This window comes from Streptomyces sp. CB02923, assembly GCF_001905005.1.
Classification (GTDB): domain Bacteria; phylum Actinomycetota; class Actinomycetes; order Streptomycetales; family Streptomycetaceae; genus Streptomyces.
Genome location: NZ_LWKZ01000026.1, coordinates 464,845 through 483,296, shown reverse-complemented (window position 1 = coordinate 483,296; position 18,452 = coordinate 464,845). Strand labels below are relative to the sequence as shown.

The window sequence follows — 18,452 nt, the reverse complement described above, 5'->3', positions numbered from 1 at the left end:
CTCAGCGGCCACCCGCGACCAGCAGCGGCGCCCCGCCCGGCGCGGAAGCCGGCCGTCCGTTGGCAGCCGGGGCTCCGGACAGCGGGCCGGGACCGGTGGGCAGCAGACCGCGGGCGGCCAGCGCGGGCCGTACGCCCTCACCGAACCAGTACGCCTCCTCCAGATGCGGGTAGCCGGACAGCACGAAGTGCTCGATGCCGAGGGAGTGGTACTCCTCGATCCGGTCGGCCACCTCCGCGTGGCTGCCGACCAGGGCCGTTCCCGCGCCACCGCGCACCAGGCCCACCCCGGCCCAGAGGTTCGGGGAGATCTCCAGCTTGTCGCGCGCGCCGCCGTGCAGGGCCAGCATCCGCTGCTGGCCCACCGACTCGCTCTTGCCCAGCGCCTGCTGCGCGGCGGCCACGGTGTCCGGGTCCAGGTCGCCGAGCAGCCGGTCCGCCGTGGCCCACGCCTCCTTCGCCGAGTCGCGCGAGATGGTGTGCAGCCGGATGCCGAAACGGACCGTACGGCCCTCCCGCGCGGCGAGTCCCGCGATCCAGTCGATCTTCTGCTTGACCTGCTCTGGCGGCTCGCCCCAGGTGAGGTACACATCGACGTTGCGGGCGGCGACCGGCCCGGCGGCCGCCGACGAACCGCCGAAGAAGATCTCCGGGAGCGGGTCCGGCGGCAGGGCGGTCAGACCACCCTCCACCTGGTAGTGCTCCCCGTGGAAGTCGAACGGGGTGCCGCCCCACACACCCCGTACCACCTGCAGGAACTCGTCCGTACGGGCATAGCGCCGATCGTGGTCCAGCGCGTCCCCGAAGCGCCGCTGCTCGGTGGAGTCCCCGCCGGTCACCACGTTCAGCAGCAGCCGTCCTCCGGAGATCCGCTGATAGGTGGCGGCCATCTGCGCGGCCAACACCGGCGAGATCACCCCCGGCCGGAAGGCCACCAGGAACTTGAGCCGGTCGGTGACCTGGGTGAGCGCCGTCGTGGTCAGCCAGGCGTCCTCGCACCACGTCCCCGTCGGCGTGAGGACCGCCTCGAATCCCAGCTGCTCGGCGGCCTTGGCGATCTGCGCCAGGTAGTCGATGTCGGGCGCCCGCACCCCGCTGACCGGAGTGATGCGATCACGCCTGACGCCGCCGTCGGTGTACGCGTGCCGGTCGACGAGGGTGCGCCCGTCGCCGCCCGTCGGCAGGAACCAATGAAGATGCACAGTCACGGTGTTCAGCCAGCCTTTCCTTGAGTGCCGTAGGTGCGCGGCGCCGTGCTCGAAGGTGGCAGGCTGCCGTTGAAACGGGTGTCGACGAAGGACGAGAAGTCGAACCGGCCGGGAATCAGCTTGAGCGCGGCAAAGGTGTCGGCGATCTGCTGCTCGGAGGCGACGGCGGGCCGGTCCAGGGCGACCGTCACCGCCGTGCCCCGCGTACGTTTGACCGCCGCCAGCGCCACGTCCCTCGGCAGCCCGGTCTCCTCGGCCCACACCTTCGCCCAGGCGTCCGGGTGCCGGTGGACCCAGTCCTGCGCCCGACGCAGCCGGTCGACGTAGTCCTTGAGCGCCGCCGACTTTTTCCCGTCGTCCAGGGCGGCAGGCGCGGCGACCTGGAAGCTGAGACCGTTCACGACGCCTTCCCCGGTGGTCAGCACTCGCGCGTCGGTCTGGTCCAGGGCCTGCGAGGTGTACGGGTCCCACACCGCCCAGGCGTCCACCCTGCCGCGGCTGAACGCGGCCAGCGCGTCGGCGGGCTGCAGGTAGTTCAGTGTCACGTCCTTCGGCGTCAGCCCGGCCTTCTTCAGGGAGGCCACGATCTGGTAGTGCGCGGAGCTGCCCTGCGCCACCGCGATCGACTTGCCCTTCAGCTCCGCGGGCCGCGTGATCGGCGACTCCTTCTTCACGAGGACCGTCTCACCCGCGGACGAGCCGTGGGTCGCCGCGATCACCTTGAACTTCGAGTTCGCGGCGGCGGCGAAGACGGGCGGTGTGTTGCCGACCCCGCCGACGTCCACCGCCCCGGCGTTGACCGCCTCCAGCAGCGGAGGCCCGGAGGTGAAGGTCGACCACTGGATCCGGTAGGGAAGGTCCTTCAGCTCTCCGGCCGCCCGCAGAACCGCCTCCGAACCGCCCTTCTGATCACCGACATTGAGAGTCACCGCCCCCTTGCCGTCGCTTCCGCCGCGGGTCCCGCCCCCGCCTCCCGAACCGTTCGCCCGGGACGCTCCGCCGCAGGCGGTGAGCAGGAGGGCGAGGGGCAGCAGGAGGAGGGGGAGCAGGAGGGCGGCCGGAGGGTGGCGGTGGGGTGTGGTGGGCGGATGCGAACGTTCGAGGGGGTTCATGGGGTCCGTTTCCTTGCGGTTCATCTTTTGAGGGGGGGGAGGGGGAGAAGGGGGAGGGGGGAGGCGAGGCGGGTGCCGCGTCAGACAGCAGCGCTCACCACCTCCGGAACCACCGCCCCTACCTCCTCGGCCCCCACGGCTTCCTCGGCCTTCTTGGCCCCTTCCGCCTCCTCGGCCCCTTCCGCTCCCTCGGCCTCCTCCGCCTCCGCCCCCTCCACGCCCAGCCGGTCCAGCAACCGGGCACGCAGGGCGGCGAACCGGGGGTCGGCGATGTCTCGCGGGCGCGGCAGGCCGACCTCGCTCTCGTACGCGATCACGCCGTCCTCCATCACCAGCACACGGTCGGCGAGCAGCAGGGCCTCCTCCACGTCGTGGGTGACGAGCAGTACCGCGCACCCCCGTTCCTGCCACAGTTCGGCCACCAGCTTCTGCGCCTTGATGCGCGTCAGCGCGTCCAGCGCGCCGAACGGTTCGTCGAGCAGCAGCAGATCGGGTTCGCGTACCAGCGCGCGGGCCAGCGACGCCCGCTGGGCCTCGCCGCCGGACAGCGTCTTCGGCCAGGCGTCCGCCCGGTGCCCGAGGCCCACCTCGGCCAAGGCCCGTTCCGCCACGCCGCGTTCGAGGCTGCCCGGCAGCCCGAGCAGCACATTGCGCCACACCCGCTTCCACGGCATCAGCCGTGGCGCCTGGAAGGCCACCGCCTTGCGCCGCGGGACCAGCACCTGGCCCTCGATCTCCCGATCCAGCCCGGCCAGGACGCGCAGCAGCGTCGACTTGCCGCAACCACTGCGCCCGAGCAGCGCCACGAACTCGCCCGGTGCCACGTCCAGCCGCAGCCCGTCGATGACGGCCCGGCCCCCGAAGGCCCGGCTGAGCCCCCGTACCCGTACGGCCGCGTCTGCTGCCGCAGCACCACTGACGGGACCGTCGTACGGCTCCACCGTCCCTGCCTCTTCCGCCCTTCCCGTCCTTCCCGCCCTTCCTGCCTTCACTGTCCGGTGAACGTCGGTCGCCATTGCAGCAGCAGCCTTTCCAGAGTGCGGACGATGAAGTCGGCGAGCAGCCCGAGGACCGCGTACACCACCAGGCACACCACGATCACGTCGGTACGGAAGAACTCCCGGGCCTGGTTCATCAGGAAGCCGAGCCCGTCGTCGGCGTTGACCTGCTCGCCGAAGACGAGCGCCAGCCAGGCGGTGGCGAGCGAGTAGCGCAGCCCCGTCATGGCGCCCGGCAGCGCACCCGGCAGTATGACGTGCCGGATCAGCCCCCAGCGGCCGAGCCCCAGCGACGTGCCGGCCTCCACCAACTGCGCGTCCACACCGCGGATCCCGGCGTACACGTTCAGATACAGATGGAAGGCCACGCCGAGCGAGATGAGAGCGATCTTCGGCGCCTCGCCGATGCCCAGCCAGATGATGAACAACGGGATCACGCCCACCCACGGCACGGACCGCAGCATCTGCACGACGGGGTCCACCAGGTCCTCGCCCAGCCGCGACAGCCCGGACGCCAACGCCAGCAGCACTCCGGCGACCACGCCGAGCGCGAGCCCGACGGCGACCCGTTGCAGCGATACGGACATCGCCGACGGCAGCGTCCCGTCGGACACCAGCGTCCAGGCCGTACGGGCGATGGTCCCCGGCGAGGCGAGGAGGTCGCCCGGCAGCGCCCCGCTCGCGCTGAGCACCTGCCACAGCGCGAGCAGGAACACCGGCACCACGGCTCGGCGCAGCCACCGCGGCACGCCCCGGCGCCGGGCGGAAACCGGCACGACGGGAACGAGCTCCGGTCCGGTACGCGGCCCGGCCGCGGGCCGCTCGACGCGTGGCGGCGGGGCGCCGGGCGGCGCGGCCTGATCAATAGTCATGAACACTCCAACTCAAAGAGCGGCAGCGCACTCCTCCCGCGACACGGCAGCGAGGCAGCACAGCACCGCGGCACGCGCTGCGTCCGCACCGAACCGGACGGGGGAGTGGAGGAGATGCGCCGAGAACACGCCGGAAGCACACGGCTCCGGCGCCGGAAACCATCAGGAAACCGCCGTTCCGATCAGCGGTATACGAGGTGTCGGCGGCATGAGAGACGCCGGAGAGGCGCCGGCGTCAGCGACGCGAAGACATCAGCAGCCGCGGCGACACGCGGCGGACGCCACTCGCAGCAGGTCGATGTGACCGCGCGTGGTGAGCCGGGCTGACGTAGACATGTCGCTGAACGTAGCCGCGTGCCTGACGACGGGTCAAACGCCGTCTCGCCTGGTGGACCATTGTTGCACCGGCGTTGCGCGGACAGCGGACAGCGGTCGGGGGACGGCGGGCAATGGGCGGGGGCGGCGTACAACGGACGGCTGACACGCACCTGCACGGACGGATCGGGGCGACATCTGTACGAAAATGAACCCATGAGTACCGCATTCACGACCCGGACCCTGGACCTGACCACCGGCACCAAGGAAACCGTCGCCGACATCACCGACGACTGCGCTGCCTTCCTCCGCGAGGTGGCGAACGGCGGCGACGGCCTCCTGAACGTGTTCGTCCCGCACGCCACCGCCGGCATCGCCATCATCGAAACCGGCGCGGGCAGCGACGACGACCTGCTCGCCGCCCTCGGCGACCTTCTGCCCGCCGACGACCGCTGGCGCCACCAGCACGGCTCCCGCGGCCACGGACGCGACCACGTCCTCCCCGCCTTCGTGCCACCGCACGCCACATTGCCCGTCATCGACGGCCGCCTCGCATTGGGCACGTGGCAGTCGGTGTGCTTCGTGGACACCAACAAGGACAACCCTCGTCGGCAGGTTCGTCTGTCGTTTCTCGGCTAGGGCGCCGTTTCGCCCCGGACCGCGAACCCTTGGGCCGTCAAGGGCCCTTGACGGGAACAGCCTCGATCAGTCGGAGCCCGCGGCCAGTGCTGTCGCGACGCCCCGGGCGGCGGTTGCGCCGGTCTCCATGGCGCCTTCGATTCCGCCGACGCCCTGCCGTGCGATGTCGCCTCCCGCGAAGTGGATACGCCCGTGGGGCTCTCGCAGTTGTGGCGCGGCCTGGGTCAGGTGTCCGGGGCGGTGGTGCGCCCACGCTCCCTGCGAGAACGGGTCGCCGGCCCAGTCGTGGCCGGCCGTCTCCCGTACCTCGATGCCGGGGACGAAGGTCCGCAGCGCGGCCTGCACGCCCTCGCGGTCCTCGGTGCCGACGGCCGAGGGGCCGGAGGTGAAGCACACGACGAGGGTGTCGCCGTCGTGCCGGTACTCCGCGCGGGCGGTGTTGACGGGGTTCTTGCCGACCGGGGCGAAGGCGCAGAAGGGCTCGATCTCGCCCCGGACCCGCGCCCAGATCTTGGCGGTCCGCACCGGGTGCTTCTGCTCGATCATCGCGCGTACCGGCTGAGCGACCTCAGGGGCGATGGACACGTCGCTCAGGGTGTTGAGCGGCAGGGCCACGACGGCGCGGCGTGCCCGGATGCGCTCGCCGGTGCGGGTGGTCACGACGACGCCGGAGCCGTCGTCTTCGATGGCGTCGACGGGCGTGGACAGCCGGACTTCTGCCGTCGATTCGCCGAGGACGGCTTCGAGGAGCCTCTTGGTTCCGCCCCTGATCGGCCAGTAGCCGGCGGTTTCCAAAAACGCGCCCCAGTCTCCGAAGGTCGTGGCCGCCCAGAGAAGCAGCTGGGCGACGCCCTGTTCGCCGGGGGAGTGGACCAGGGTGGCCAGCGCGCCTTCGAGTACGTCCCTGTCGTGGACGGAGAGGTTCAGCGAGTCGAGCCTGGCCTCGATGGACTCCTTCTCGATCGTGCTGTTGTCGACCGCGGCGACGTCGTGCGGTACCGGGAACCGGGCCCGCGCGTCGGCGAAGAACCGGGCGGTGAGGGGAGCGACGGCGTTGGTGTGGTCGAGCTGGCTGCCGGAGTGCACCGTGCCGTCGGCCAGCCAGTACACCTTGTCGATCTCCAGCGGTGTCGCCAGCGGGATGTTGTGGCGCTGGAGTTCGCGCCACACGTTCGGCTGGGTCCAGTGCACATAGGTGCCGCCGAACTCCAACTGGCGGCCGAAGGCTTCGTCCACGCAGGTCCGGCCGCCGACCCTGGCGCGGGCTTCGAGGAGGAGCACCGTATGCCCTTCGGCGCTGAGGTCCCGCGCTGCGGTGACTCCGGCGAAGCCCGCACCGATCACCACGACGTCGTATGAGCTGTTGGCCATGACTCTCTCCGTTCAAACTCGAACTCGAATCGAGATTGAGTTTAGAGAGGGCTTGAGGGATGTCAACCGCGTCGACGCGGGGCCTTCAGGGGGTGCGGCTGATACGATCTCGAATCGTGTTCGAGAAAAATTCGACGACCCGGACGCCGGCTCGCCCGGCCGTGCAGCGCCGCGGGATCGAGCGCAGGCGTGCCCTCCTCGACGCCGCCGAGGCCCTGCTCGAAGAGAAGGGCTACGAGGCCGCCACCCTCAAGGCGATCGGTGAACGGGCAGGCGTCCCGATCGCCTCCGTCTACCACTACTTCTCCGACCGGCACCGGGTCGAGGCAGAGATCCTGCAGCGCCACGCCCACGAGCTCGACGCGCTCATCGGCGCCGCGCTGGACGAGCCCGCGCCGCGTACGCTGCGCGATGCCGCCGATGCCGTCATCGACCCCCTGCTCGGCTACTTCCGCCGGCACCCCAGCTGCACCGAACTGTGGTTCTCGGGCCGCGGTGCGACGGTCGGCGAACTGGTTCGCGCCTTCGACGAGGCCCAGGCCGAGCGGCTCTGGCGGCTTCTCGTCGAGCGAGAACTGGTGCTCCCCGACACTCCTCGGCGCGTCCTGCGGCTCGCCTTCGAAGTCGGCAACCGGCTCTTCGACATCGCGTTCCGGAACTCGGCGGCCGGCGACGACGCCACGATCGACGAGGCGCGACGGCTCATCACCGCCTACCTCCAGACCTACGCGGCGGGCGGGGCCTGACTCGGCCGCGGGGCGTGACTGGTCCGCGGGGCGTGACTCGTACGCGGGGCGTGACGGAGACCGACGGTGTTCCCCGGACGGGGTGCCTATCCGTACGGCAACTCGCTGCTCGTACGGGGCACGACCGCGTCGCTGGTCGTCGACCCGTCGCTGTCGCTCGTCGAAGGCGCGCCGCCGGCGGACCTGGTCCTCGTCAATCACGCACACGAGGACCACATCGCCGGTCTCGGGAGCTACGAGGTGCCGGTCCACGTCCATGAAGGCGATCTCGACGCGCTGCGGTCCCGTGACGCGCTGGTCGCCGGGTTCGGCCTGCCGCCCGACGAGGCCGCCGCCGTGGACGAGGAGTTGCGGGACCGATTCCACGTACGGGGACGTCCGGACGCGAAGGGGTTCGGGGACGGCGTCGTGTTCGATCTCGGCGGACGCACCGTGACCGTCGTGCACCTCCCCGGCCACACCGCGGGCCACAGCGGTTTCCTGATCGAGCCGGACGGCTTCCTGTTCGTGGCGGACATCGACCTGACGTCGTTCGGTCCGTTCTACGGTGACGTCGGCAGCAGTCTGGTGGATTTCGAGGCGTCGATGGGCCGGTGCCGGGAGATCGACGCACGCTGGTACGGCACGTCTCACCAGAAGGGTGTGATCGGGGGCGCCGCGGAGTTCCGGCGCCGGCTCGATGCGTTCGCCGGTGTGGTGGAGCAGCGGGAGGCGACGCTCCTCGCCTTCCTCGGCGAGCCGCGGACCGTCGAGGAGATCGTCGGACACCGGCTGGTCTACCGGCCCCACGTCGAAGGGCCGCACGTACGGCCGGTGGAGCGGAGGACGGCGGTGCGGCACCTGGACCGGTTGATGGGCGGAGGGCTGGTCGCGGAGGTGGAACCGGGGCGGTTCCGGGCGAGGTAGGCCTCGTTGCCACGGGCTTGTGGCGTCGGCTCATGACGTAGATCCGTGACGTCCCTCACGCTGTCTCCCACGCCGTCCCTCACCCTGCCCCTCACGCCGTCCCCCGCCCCGTCCCTCACCTGCGACCGGTGCCGTGTACCCGCGGCACGGGCGTTCGGTTAGCCTGGCCTGTGCCGGGTGGTTCTGATGAGGGGACTGCCCGGGAGGCCCCAGGCGCAGCGGTACTCCGCGTCGGGCTCGGGTGCCGGTGCCGCCTCGGCACGAACGCAGGGACGGAACCGGCAGAAGCAGACCGCAGGTGAGATATGGAGACCAGGCTGGTGCCCGGCGCGGGCCCGCTACGGCGGGAATCGCGGGACGCGGTGACGGGGAAGGCGGACCGCCGCCCGGCGCCGGGGGCGAGGCGTCGTGGATAAGATCGCGCTCACGGCCGCCGGTCTTTACGTCATCATTCTGCTGCGAGCCGGAGGGACGTTCGCCGTCGGGTGGCTCGCCGGGGCCGGTACCAGGCGCAGCAGGTTCGCCGGGCGGCTCTCCTCGGCCCGGTTCCAGCGTGCCGAACGGGCGATCCAGCGGTGGGGCGCGCCGGTGGTGGCCGTCTCGTTCCTGACCGTCGGTTTCCAGACCGCCGCCAACTTCCTCGCGGGCAGCATGCGCATGCCCCTGGCGCGCTACCTCCCCGCCCTGTTCGTGGGGGGAGCGGCCTGGGCGCTGCTCTACGCGACCGCCGGGCTCGGCGCACTCGAACTGCTAGGAAGGCTGTTCGCCGAGCGGACGGCGCTGGGCGTGGGCGCGGTCGCCGTCCTTCTCCTCGCGGTGTGCGCCGTGGTGGTGTACCGGCGGAGAAACGCTGCCCGGCCTCCGTGCGAGACCGTGGCAGAGGAATCCTGAAGCGCGACCGAAGGATCTCGCGCGGCCGGAGAATCCCGCGTGGCTGAAGAGCCCTGCGCGGCCGGAGAATCCCGCGTGGCTGAAGAGCCCTGCGCGGCCGAAGAATCCCGCGCGATCGAAGAATCCTGCGTGGCCGAAGAATCCTGAAGGTGCGGGTCAGTCGCAGGCGTTCAGTTCCGGACGGCTCCGGCGTCGGCTCGGCTGCCGCGCTGGGCTTTCGGTTCCGGCTGCCCCGCCACCGGTACGTCCAGGGGGCGGGCGAGGGCGGAGACGTTCTCGTCGAGGCGCTGGAGGTGGCGCAGGACGCGGTAGGTCACCGTGCCGGGGTTCGGGGCGCCGGAGCCGTCGGATTCCAGCAGGGAGATGATCGTGGCGCCGGAACTGACCTTCGCTTCCGTTCTGTCGCCGCGCAGGTGGGCGGTGATGGTCTCGATGTTGCGGGCGATGCGGCGGCCGACGCGTTCCAGCCGGGGGTCGGCGGCGATGGACTTGCTGTAGGGGAGCAGTTCGGCGGTGGCCGCCAGGGAGCGGGCGTGGTAGGCGCTGGTCTCCAGGAGGGCGACGAGGTAGCGGACCGTCTGGCGGCGTACGCGGAGCGGGCTGATCGGGTGGGTCAGCGGGCGGGTGGAGGCGCGCAGCTCGTCCAGGGCGGTGTCCAGGTCACGGGAGAGCCCCAGCAGGTCGGCGGCGTGGCCGCCGCTGAGCTGGTCGACGGAGGCCGAGACGACCTCGTCGAGTTTGCTCAGCACGGTGCCGAGGAGGTCGTCGGTGCGCCGGTCGGTGTGGACGGGCAGGACGATGGCGGCGGCGATGATCCCGCAGGCGGCGCCGAGGGCGGTCTCCTCGATGCGCAGGATGAGGACGTCGAGGCTGTAGGTGTTGAGGAGGGTGTAGAGCAGGCCGAGCATCGCCGTGACGAAGAAGGACATCAGGGCGTAGGAGAGGGGCGCCGTGAAGAACATGGCGAAGACGAAGAGGAGGATCAGCGCGAACGCCGTCCAGGTGTGCTGGCCGACCAGGCCCGCGAGCCCGACCCCGGCGACCACGCCGAGGACCGTACCGAGCAGCCGCCGGTAGCCCTTGATGATGATCTCGCCGGTCGAGGCGGTGTTGAGGAAGACGACCCAGCAGGTCAGCACGGCCCAGTACCAGCGCTGCGCGGAGAGGAACTCCCCGCCCACGATGGCGAGCGTGGAGCCCACCGCGATCTGGAACGCGGCCCGGGTGGTGGGGCGCCGGAGGCCCGCCCGGTCGTCCTCCCGGGGCTCCTCGGCACCGGCGAGCGCGACGTCCTCGGCGTCGAACTCCTCACGGGAGCGGGTTGTCGCGGGCGTGTCGTCGGACTCGTCCTGGGGACCGTCGAGCGCGAGCCGCAGGCCCAGTACGGAGCGGGCGGCCTCGCCGATGCCGCGGAAGACGTCCTGGACGGCGATCGAGGCGCGCGGCAGGTTGTCCTCGTCGCGGTAGCCGAGCAGCCGGTTGCGTACGTGGGCGACGGCCGTGCCGGGCTGGTCGGCGGCCCCTCGGGACACCAGCAGGTGCAGGGCGTTGAGGTCGCGGCGCAGGGTGACGGTCGCGGCGTCCTCGGCCGGCATCTCGTTCTTCGCCGTGGGCAGGGGCGCCTGCGGCAGGTGGAGGGTGAGGGTGTCCGCGCTCTTGGCGGTGCGCGCGTTGAGCAGCAGGACGCCCAGCCGTTCGGTGGCGATCTCGGCGTCCGCGACGCGGCGTTGCAGCAGTGCGGCGGTGGCCGCGTCGCGGGTGCCGTCCTCCAGACGGCCCTGGATCATCAGCGCCGACTCGTGCAGCCGGGCGGTGTGCCGCCGCAGGTCGTCGAGGACCTTGTCGAGCTGGTCGGGGCGGGCGTCCAGCAGCTCGATGTGGGTGGCGACCAGCTGGGCGACCCGGGCCCGGAAGGCGCCGCGCAGCCACTGCAGGATGCGCTGCGGTGTTTCCGGTACGACGGTGAAGCGGACGACGGCGCTGCACACGAAGGCGATGGCCAGGGTCAGCGCCAGTACGGGCAGGGCGTCCACGGTGGCGCCGACGAACAGGGAGACGAAGTAGGTCTGGAAGCCGATCAGGCCCAGGGCGGTGCCGCGGTCGCCGAAGCGGCGGCAGTAGACGGCACCGAAGATCAGCGCTACGAAGAAGATGTCACCCGCGATGATCAGGCTGTGCAGCAGCGCGCCCAGGGAGACCGCGGCGAGCGCCACGGGCAGGCCGAGCGCGAGGGTGACCGCCTGGCCGCGTACCTGCTTCTCCTTGATCGCGAAGGTGGCGACCATCGCCGTCATGGCGCCCGCGACCAGGTGGGTGACGTCGGTGCCGAGGACGGCCAGCACGACGAGGGTGAGCGCGATGGCCGCCACCGTCCGCAGCCCCGCCATCAGCCGCAGCAGCCCCGGGTCGGACGCCGCGAATCGGTCCCACACGCCGGTCAGGCTCCGCCGTATCACTGCCCCCACGCTGCTGTACTCTCCCGTCCCTGCCGTGAACTGCCAACGCTTCAGCATCCCATGACCGGGAATTGTCCGGCAGCTGTCACCGGTGGGTACGCGGTGTTTGTGGCGGGGTTGTGACGATCCTCGTAAATGCGCCGACAGTGCGCCGGGACACGGTGAAGGCCCCTGCGAAGGTAAGAGGAGAGGCAGATGCGCTCGTCTCCGGTCGGCGCTGAGGCGTATTCGTGCTTTCGCGCGCAACGGGAAGTCGGTGGGACCGGTGCGGGGGACGGTGTTCCGCAGAGCGGGGACGGGACGGGCACGCCCGCGTGGCTGGAGCAGATGGCCGCGGCGCTGTCCGACAGGCAGGCGACGAGGCGGCCGAGGGCTGGGCCGCGGCGCGACGCGGCGGGTGTTCGGGCAGGTGGAGCGCCTCGGGGGACGGGTGCCGCTGAGCGCGGTGCACGACTGGCAGGCGCGTACGGTGCTGCCTGCGCTGGAGGCGGCGAGCATCCGGCGGGGCGGTACGGGTGCGGAACTGCCGACCGTGCGCGCGCCGCACGAGCGGGCGCTGACGGGGGAGCAGACCCCGGAAAGCGAGTGGGCCGCGGCGCTGGAACCGGCGCTGAAGGAGGTTTACCGGCTCGCTTATGCCTACGCCGATGCCTTCGCCATGGCGGCGGCAAAGCCCGTGCTTATGCGGCGGCCAATGATTACGGCGAGGAGAAGACCGCTGAGTTCGCGGAGTATTACGCGAAGCTCAACACCGGTTCCCATGCACGGTCGTTCGCGGACGCCCACGCCCTCGCGAATTCACGATAGGCGTCAGGGGTCAGGGGTCAGGGGTCAGGGGTCAGGGGTCAGGGGTCAGGCGTCAGGCGTCCGGCGTCAGGTGGACGGTGGGCCCGGCGCGAAGCCGGTGCCCACTTCCCGTACGGCGTGACGGCCGCCGGCACGCGAACGGTCCCCCGATCGTGACCGGGGGACCGGGGGACCGGTCATGACCGGGCGACCGGCGACCGGCGACCGGGGGCCCGCGCGGCCGCTGCCTCTACCCGCTGTTCACGCCCGGCGCAGCGCGGAGCGGCCCGCGTAGCGCGCCGAGTCGCCCAGTTCCTCCTCGATCCGTATCAGCTGGTTGTACTTCGCCGTGCGGTCGGAGCGGGAGAGCGAGCCGGTCTTGATCTGACCGCAGCCGGTCGCCACCGCCAGATCCGCGATGGTGGTGTCCTCCGTCTCGCCCGAGCGGTGCGACATGACGGCCGTCCAGCCCGCCTGGTGGGCCGTGGTCACCGCGGCCAGCGCCTCGGTCAGGGTCCCGATCTGGTTGACCTTGACCAGGACCGAGTTGCCGACGCCGGTGCGGATGCCCTCGCGCAGCAGCGTCTCGTTGGTGCAGAACACGTCGTCGCCGGTGAGCTGGCAGCGGTCGCCGACGCGGGCGGTCAGCTCGCGCCAGCCGTCCAGGTCGTTCTCCGCCATCGGGTCCTCGATGGAGACGATCGGGTAGGCGTCGATGAGCTTGGCCAGGTAGTCGGCGTTCTCGGAGGGGGTACGGCGCACTCCCTCGCCCGCGTAGTCGTACACCCCGTCGCGGAAGAACTCCGACGACGCCGGGTCCATGATCAGACCGATGTCCGTGCCGGGACGGTAGCCGGTCCGCTCGATGGCGCTCATCACGAAGTCGAGCGCCTCCTCGGCGGTACGCAGCGCGGGCGCGAAGCCGCCCTCGTCGCCGACGCCCGTGGAGTGCCCGGCGGCCAGCAGATCGCGGCGCAGGGTGTGGAAGACCTCGCTGCCCATGCGGACGGCTTCGGCGAAGGTGTCCGCGCCCACCGGCGCGATCATGAACTCCTGGAAATCCAGCGGATTGTCGGCGTGCGCGCCGCCGTTGACGATGTTCATCATCGGCAGCGGCAGGAGGCGGGCGTCGGCGCCGCCGAGGTAGCGGTAGAGGGGCAGGCGGTGGGCCGCGGCGGTGGCCTTGGCGGCGGCGAGGGAGACGCCGAGGATCGCGTTGGCGCCGAGCCGGGACTTCGTGGCGGTGCCGTCGAGGGCGACCAGCGCGGCGTCGAGACCCGCCTGGTCCACCGCGTCCCGGCCGTGCACGGCCGCCGCGATCTCCTCGTTGACGTGGGCCACCGCGCGGTCCACGCCCTTGCCGTGCCAGCGCGCGGAGTCTCCGTCGCGCAGTTCCACGGCCTCCCGGGCACCCGTGGAGGCGCCGGAGGGGACGGCCGCGCGCCCCAGGGACCCGTCGGCCAGGACGACGTCGACCTCGACCGTGGGGTTGCCCCGGCTGTCGATGATCCGGCGGGCGGTGACGGCCTCGATGGTGGCGTTGACGGGTCCGGCTGCCTGTGCGGACATGGGGTGTCCTTCCCGTTGTCGTATGCCGTGGCCCCGGCTGCGACAACGCTGGCGCTGAGCCCGACGAGCCAAACCATACAGCAATGCTGCGCAGTTTTGCTGTACAGCATTGCTGTGCAGGTGAGGTGTGCAGCATTGCTGACCAACGGGGTAAAGTGCCCTATGCCCACCTCGGAAGCCGCCGCCGTCATCGCCGCTGAACTGCGCACCGCGATGGGCAGGCTCACCCGGCGCGTCAAGCACGAGGACCGCATCCCGCTGGGCCAGGCCGCCGTGCTCGGCGCACTCGACCGCAACGGCGCCATGACCACCAGCGACCTCGCCGCCGACCAGCGGGTACGCCCCCAGTCGATGGCGCGGGCGGTGGGGCTGCTCATGGAACAGGACCTGATCACGCGCCGGGCGCACCCCACGGACGGCCGCAAGTCGCTGGTCGAGCTGTCGGGCGCGGGCCGGGCCGCGCTGGAGGCGGAGCGCAGCCGCCGGGCCGGCTGGCTCGCGCAGGCCATCGAGGCCGAACTCACGGACGAGGAGCGGGCGTTGCTGGCACGGAGCGCCGCTCTGCTGGATCGGCTCGCCACGCGCTAGACGAGCCCCTCCGAGCCGGATACGGAAGACCGCCCGCCGACGTCTCACATGGCAGAACCCTTGCCCTTGCCGTGGCGGACGCCGCCGAGGACCTCCGAGAGGTCGTAGCGGACGGGCTCCTCCAGCTGTGCGTACGTGCACGACTCCGGCCCGCGGTCCGGGCGCCAGCGCCGGAACTGCGCGGTGTGCCGGAAACGGTCGCCCTGCATGTGGTCGTAGGCCACCTCCAGCACGCGTTCCGGGCGCAGCGGGACCCAGGACAAATCCTTCTTGCCCGTCCACCGGCTGGGACCACCGGGCAGCCGGCCCGCCGCCTGCGCCTCCTCACTGGTCCACTCCTCCCACGGATGGCCCGCGACGGAATCCATCCGCAGCGGCGCCAGCTCCTCCATCAGCTCCTGGCGCCGGCGCATGGGGAAGGACGCGCAGACCCCGACGTGCTGGAGCCGGCCGCCCTCGTCGTACAGGCCCAGCAGCAGGGACCCCACGACCGGGCCGCTCTTGTGCGGGCGCAGACCCGCCACCACGCAGTCGGCGGTCCGCTCGTGCTTGGTCTTGACCATGACCCGCCGGCCCGGCCGGTACGGCATCCCGGGCGGCTTCGCGACGATCCCGTCCAGCCCGGCGCCCTCGAACTGCTCGAACCAGTCGCGGGCCACATCGAGGTCGTCGGTGACGGGCGCGGTGAAGACCGGGTCGGCGGCCGAGCCCAGCGCCGTCGTCAGGGCGTCCCTGCGGTCCCGCTGCGGTACGTCCATCAGCGACTCGTCGCCCAGTGCCAGCAGATCGAACGCCACGAAGGAGGCCGGAGTCACCTCCGCCAGGTGGCGCACCCGGGAGTCGGCGGGGTGGATGCGCTCCAGCAGGGCGTCGAAGTCCAGCTGCCCGTCCCGGGCGATGACGATCTCGCCGTCGAGCACGCAACGCGGCGGGAGCTCCGCCCGCAGGGCCCCGGCCAGCTCCGGGAAGTACCGGGTGAGCGGCTTGCCCGAACGGCTGCCCAGCTCGACCTCGTCCCCGTCACGGAAGACGATGGCCCGGAAGCCGTCCCATTTGGCCTCGTACTGTATGCCGGGCGGGATGTCCGGGGCGGCCTTGGCCAGCATCGGCTCCACCGGGGGCATCACGGGAAGGTCCATGCAGGCGATTGTGCGGCGGGGCGCGGGGCCGGGCGGCGGTACGCGCCCGCCGACGGGCGGCCGCTGCCCGTATGGCCTAGGGCCTGTCGTCGCGCGGCAGGCGGGAATGTGACGACAGGCCCTAGCGTGGGTGCATGGCAGAGTCGCTGGAGGTGACCGTGGGCGGGCGGGCGGTCCGGGTTTCCCACCCGGACAAGGTCTACTTCCCGCGGCGCGGCTTCACCAAGGCCGATGTCGTCCGCTACTACCAGAGCGTCTCTGACGGCATCCTGCGTGCCCTGAAGGACCGGCCCACCACCTTGGAGCGCTACCCGGACGGGGTGGACGGCGAATCGTTCTTCCAGAAACGGGCGCCGAAAAACCTCCCCGACTGGATTCCCACCGGCCGCATCTCCTTCCCCAGCGGCCGGTACGCCGACGAGATCTGCCCCGCCGAGCCCGCCGCCGTCCTCTGGGCGGCCAACCTCGGCTGTCTGACCTTCCATCCCTGGCCGGTCCGCCGCGGCGACACCGAGCACCCGGACGAACTGCGCATCGACCTCGACCCGCAGCCGGGCACCGGCTACGCGGACGCGGTACGGGCCGCCCTCGCCCTGCGCGACGTCCTCGACGGACTCGGCCTCACCGGCTGGCCCAAGACCTCCGGCGGCCGCGGCCTGCACGTCTTCGTCCCCATCGCGCCCGACTGGACCTTCACCCAGGTCCGGCGCTCGGCGATTGCGGTGGCCCGGGAGCTGGAGCGGCGCGACCCCGGGCGGATCACCACCTCCTGGTGGAAGGAGGAGCGCGGCGCCAAGATCTTCGTGGATTACAACCAGACCGCCCGGGACCGCACCATCGCCAGCGCCTATTCCGTACGGCCCTTCCCGCACGCGCCGGTGTCCGCGCCCCTGCGCTGGGACGAACTCGCCGACGCCGTACCCGAGGACTTCGACCTCGGCACCATGCCGGCCCGCTTCGCCGAACTGGGCGACCTGCACGCCACCATGGACCGCCACCCCTGCCGCCTGGAGGCCGCGCTCGAACTCGCCGACCGCGACGAGCGCGAGCACGGACTCGGGGATCTCCCGTATCCGCCGGAGCACCCGAAGATGAAGGGCGAACCTAAGCGGGTGCAGCCGAGCCGCGCGAAGAAGTGACGTGCGGCGCGGCTTCGACATCCTCCTACGGTTTCGACATCCCCCTACGACTTCGGCATCCCCCTACGGCTTCAACGTCTCCCTACGGCTTCGACATCCCCTTAAGACGACTCTCTGTACGGGTCAGAAGGCCCCCTGTACGCGCAGCACGCCACCCGGCGCCCCGGCCGTCGCCGCATACGAGTCGCCCTTGGCATCGCGGATGCCTTCCGCGTGGTCGTACTGGCCCGCGAAGACATGCCGCCCGGCGGGCACGGTCCGGCCCGCCTTCAGCGTCCACCGGTAGACCAGCACGCCGCCGCGCTCGCCCACGGACACCGCGAAGTCGGCCGAGGGCAACGTGCTCCAGTAGCCGGTGTCCGCCACGCCGCCGGTCTGGGCGACCCGCAGTTCCACGGTGAGCGAGGTCAGCGGACGCCCGGCCTTGAGCGTGACGTTGCTCTGCGCCCAGTAGATGTTGCTGTGCGGGTCCACGGAACCGTCCGACCACAAGGGACCGTTCACGGCGCGTGGCAGTGGCAGTGGCAGTGGCAGTGGCAGTGGCAGGGGAGCGGGCGGTACGGGCCGGTCCTCGCCGCGCCCGGCAGGCGGCGCCGGGCGTGTGGTCACCGTGCCGGGGCCGGGGGACTGCACGACCGTGGCCACCGTGTAACCACCGGCGACGAGCGCCCCGGCGGTCGCGGCGGCCGCGAGGGCGATCCGCGGCCACGAGCAGGCCGGCGCCGCCCGGCGACGTGCCTCCGTAATGGAGTCCGCGGAGTCCGCCATGCCGCGCTTCACCCGCGCGAGCATCCGGACGCGGTCCGGGCGGTGGGCCTGCGCTACCTCGCGCAGCTGCCCGCGCACCTCGTCGTCCGCCATCACTTCCTCCTCCCGGCCAGGCCGTCCACGGCCTCCGCGCCCAGGTGCCGCTGGAGTTCCGCCAGGCCCCGGGAGGTCTGGCTCTTGACCGTACCGACGGATATGCCCAGGGCGAGGGCGGTGTCCCGTTCCGACAGGTCGAACGCGTGCCGCAGTACGACGCACGCGCGCTTGCGGAACGGCAGCCGTTCCAGCGCCTGCCGGACGTCCACGACGGCGGCCACGTCGGGGCCGTCCGACGGCTCGGAGCGCCGGGACGAGAACAGGGCGATACGGCGCCGCTCGCGCACGGTGCTGCGGATGCGGCCCCGGGCCATGTTGGCGACCACGCCACGGGCGTAGGCCACCGGGTGTTCCGCGTCGCGCACGCGGTCCCACCGGTGCCACAGGGCGAGCAGCGCGTCCGCCGCGAGGTCGTCGGCGGCGTCCGTCTCCCCCGTGAGCAGGTGGGCCAGGCGGGCCAGTTCGGCGTGATGGCACTCGAAGAAGGCGTGGAACTCCGCGGACGCGTCGTCGGGGCGGCTGCGGGACGGACCGGTGTCCGGGAGCGGACGGGCACCCGGGGCCGGATCGGTGCCCGGGGACGGACCGGCGTTCGGTGCCGGACGGGTGCCCGGGGACGGACCGGCGCTCGGGGACGGACCGGTGCCCGGTGCCGGATCGGTGCCGGTGGTGCCGCGGGAGCGAAGACTGACCACGGGGCAGGCTCTCTTGGTCGGGGACGCTCTGTCAGCCCCTCAGTTGCCGCCGGTGGGAGAAAGGTTGCCGCCGCGTGCGGATGAACTTCTGCGGGGCGGGCGGGTGCGCTGAGGCGAACCCTCATGAGGCGGGCGGGAGTGCCGATGGCAGGATGCCGC

At 71.8% G+C, this 18,452-nt stretch carries 17 protein-coding genes; 6 read left to right on the top strand and 11 right to left on the bottom strand.

What is annotated here, in order from left to right:
• Window position 1: 1 nt before the first annotated feature.
• The 5 genes from A6A06_RS33640 to A6A06_RS44075 form a co-directional block, all read right to left on the bottom strand.
• Window positions 2-1,207 (bottom strand): LLM class flavin-dependent oxidoreductase, encoded by a 1,206-nt coding sequence (locus A6A06_RS33640; protein ID WP_073766700.1) that lies wholly within the window; start codon window positions 1,205-1,207, stop codon window positions 2-4.
• A 5-nt stretch (window positions 1,208-1,212) separates the two neighbouring features.
• Window positions 1,213-2,319, bottom strand: a complete 1,107-nt coding sequence (locus A6A06_RS33635) for an ABC transporter substrate-binding protein (protein WP_199931344.1) — start codon at window positions 2,317-2,319, stop codon at window positions 1,213-1,215.
• A gap of 80 nt (window positions 2,320-2,399) precedes the next feature.
• Window positions 2,400-3,335 carry an ABC transporter ATP-binding protein gene (locus A6A06_RS33630; protein ID WP_443333812.1) on the bottom strand — a complete coding sequence of 312 codons (936 nt, stop codon included), beginning with the start codon at window positions 3,333-3,335 and terminating at the stop codon, window positions 2,400-2,402.
• Window positions 3,308-4,189, bottom strand: a complete 882-nt coding sequence (locus A6A06_RS33625; protein ID WP_199931343.1) for an ABC transporter permease — start codon at window positions 4,187-4,189, stop codon at window positions 3,308-3,310. Before A6A06_RS33625 ends, A6A06_RS33630 begins: the two co-directional genes overlap by 28 nt.
• Window positions 4,190-4,441: 252 nt before the next feature.
• Window positions 4,442-4,525 (bottom strand): putative leader peptide, encoded by an 84-nt coding sequence (locus A6A06_RS44075; RefSeq protein WP_385227559.1) that lies wholly within the window; start codon window positions 4,523-4,525, stop codon window positions 4,442-4,444.
• 195 nt (window positions 4,526-4,720) lie between these two features.
• On the opposite strand from A6A06_RS44075, the gene A6A06_RS33620 reads away from it, so the two are divergent.
• Complete coding sequence (locus A6A06_RS33620) at window positions 4,721-5,143, top strand: secondary thiamine-phosphate synthase enzyme YjbQ (protein ID WP_073766696.1); 423 nt, start codon at window positions 4,721-4,723, stop codon at window positions 5,141-5,143.
• Window positions 5,144-5,209: 66 nt separating this feature from the next.
• On the opposite strand, the gene A6A06_RS33615 is transcribed toward A6A06_RS33620, so the two are convergent.
• Entirely contained in the window at window positions 5,210-6,514 is a 1,305-nt protein-coding gene (locus tag A6A06_RS33615; protein ID WP_073766694.1) for a flavin monoamine oxidase family protein, read from the bottom strand.
• A 116-nt stretch (window positions 6,515-6,630) separates the two neighbouring features.
• Here A6A06_RS33615 and A6A06_RS33610 point away from each other — a divergent pair, with 116 nt between their 5' ends.
• The 3 genes from A6A06_RS33610 to A6A06_RS33600 all read left to right on the top strand — a co-directional run bounded on the left by A6A06_RS33610 (window position 6,631) and on the right by A6A06_RS33600 (window position 9,057).
• Complete coding sequence (locus tag A6A06_RS33610; RefSeq protein ID WP_073766692.1) at window positions 6,631-7,260, top strand: TetR/AcrR family transcriptional regulator; 630 nt, start codon at window positions 6,631-6,633, stop codon at window positions 7,258-7,260.
• A gap of 66 nt (window positions 7,261-7,326) precedes the next feature.
• A complete protein-coding gene (locus tag A6A06_RS33605) occupies window positions 7,327-8,166 on the top strand; it encodes an MBL fold metallo-hydrolase (protein WP_073766690.1) in 840 nt (279 codons plus the stop codon).
• A gap of 408 nt (window positions 8,167-8,574) precedes the next feature.
• Window positions 8,575-9,057 carry a DedA family protein gene (locus A6A06_RS33600; protein WP_073766688.1) on the top strand — a complete coding sequence of 161 codons (483 nt, stop codon included), beginning with the start codon at window positions 8,575-8,577 and terminating at the stop codon, window positions 9,055-9,057.
• A 170-nt stretch (window positions 9,058-9,227) separates the two neighbouring features.
• On the opposite strand, the gene A6A06_RS33595 is transcribed toward A6A06_RS33600, so the two are convergent.
• Window positions 9,228-11,570 (bottom strand): FUSC family protein, encoded by a 2,343-nt coding sequence (locus A6A06_RS33595; RefSeq protein ID WP_073766686.1) that lies wholly within the window; start codon window positions 11,568-11,570, stop codon window positions 9,228-9,230.
• A 990-nt stretch (window positions 11,571-12,560) separates the two neighbouring features.
• Window positions 12,561-13,868 (bottom strand): phosphopyruvate hydratase, encoded by a 1,308-nt coding sequence (eno, locus tag A6A06_RS33590; RefSeq protein WP_073766684.1) that lies wholly within the window; start codon window positions 13,866-13,868, stop codon window positions 12,561-12,563.
• 162 nt (window positions 13,869-14,030) lie between these two features.
• Between eno and A6A06_RS33585 the strand changes: the two genes are divergently transcribed.
• Window positions 14,031-14,456, top strand: a complete 426-nt coding sequence (locus tag A6A06_RS33585) for a MarR family winged helix-turn-helix transcriptional regulator (protein ID WP_073766682.1) — start codon at window positions 14,031-14,033, stop codon at window positions 14,454-14,456.
• 44 nt (window positions 14,457-14,500) lie between these two features.
• On the opposite strand, the gene A6A06_RS33580 is transcribed toward A6A06_RS33585, so the two are convergent.
• Window positions 14,501-15,595, bottom strand: coding sequence for an ATP-dependent DNA ligase (locus A6A06_RS33580; RefSeq protein WP_073766680.1), 1,095 nt, complete (start codon window positions 15,593-15,595; stop codon window positions 14,501-14,503).
• Window positions 15,596-15,729: 134 nt separating this feature from the next.
• Between A6A06_RS33580 and ligD the strand changes: the two genes are divergently transcribed.
• Entirely contained in the window at window positions 15,730-16,734 is a 1,005-nt protein-coding gene (ligD, locus tag A6A06_RS33575) for a non-homologous end-joining DNA ligase (RefSeq protein ID WP_073766677.1), read from the top strand.
• Between the two features lie 123 nt (window positions 16,735-16,857).
• On the opposite strand, the gene A6A06_RS33570 is transcribed toward ligD, so the two are convergent.
• Together A6A06_RS33570 and A6A06_RS33565 are read right to left on the bottom strand one after the other, a co-directional pair.
• The gene (locus tag A6A06_RS33570; RefSeq protein ID WP_073766675.1) at window positions 16,858-17,595 is read right to left on the bottom strand and encodes a hypothetical protein; all 738 of its coding nucleotides are present in this window, start codon (window positions 17,593-17,595) and stop codon (window positions 16,858-16,860) included.
• Entirely contained in the window at window positions 17,595-18,059 is a 465-nt protein-coding gene (locus A6A06_RS33565) for a SigE family RNA polymerase sigma factor (RefSeq protein ID WP_242441108.1), read from the bottom strand. The genes A6A06_RS33570 and A6A06_RS33565 overlap by 1 nt, the downstream gene beginning before the upstream one ends.
• Window positions 18,060-18,452: the final 393 nt, after the last annotated feature.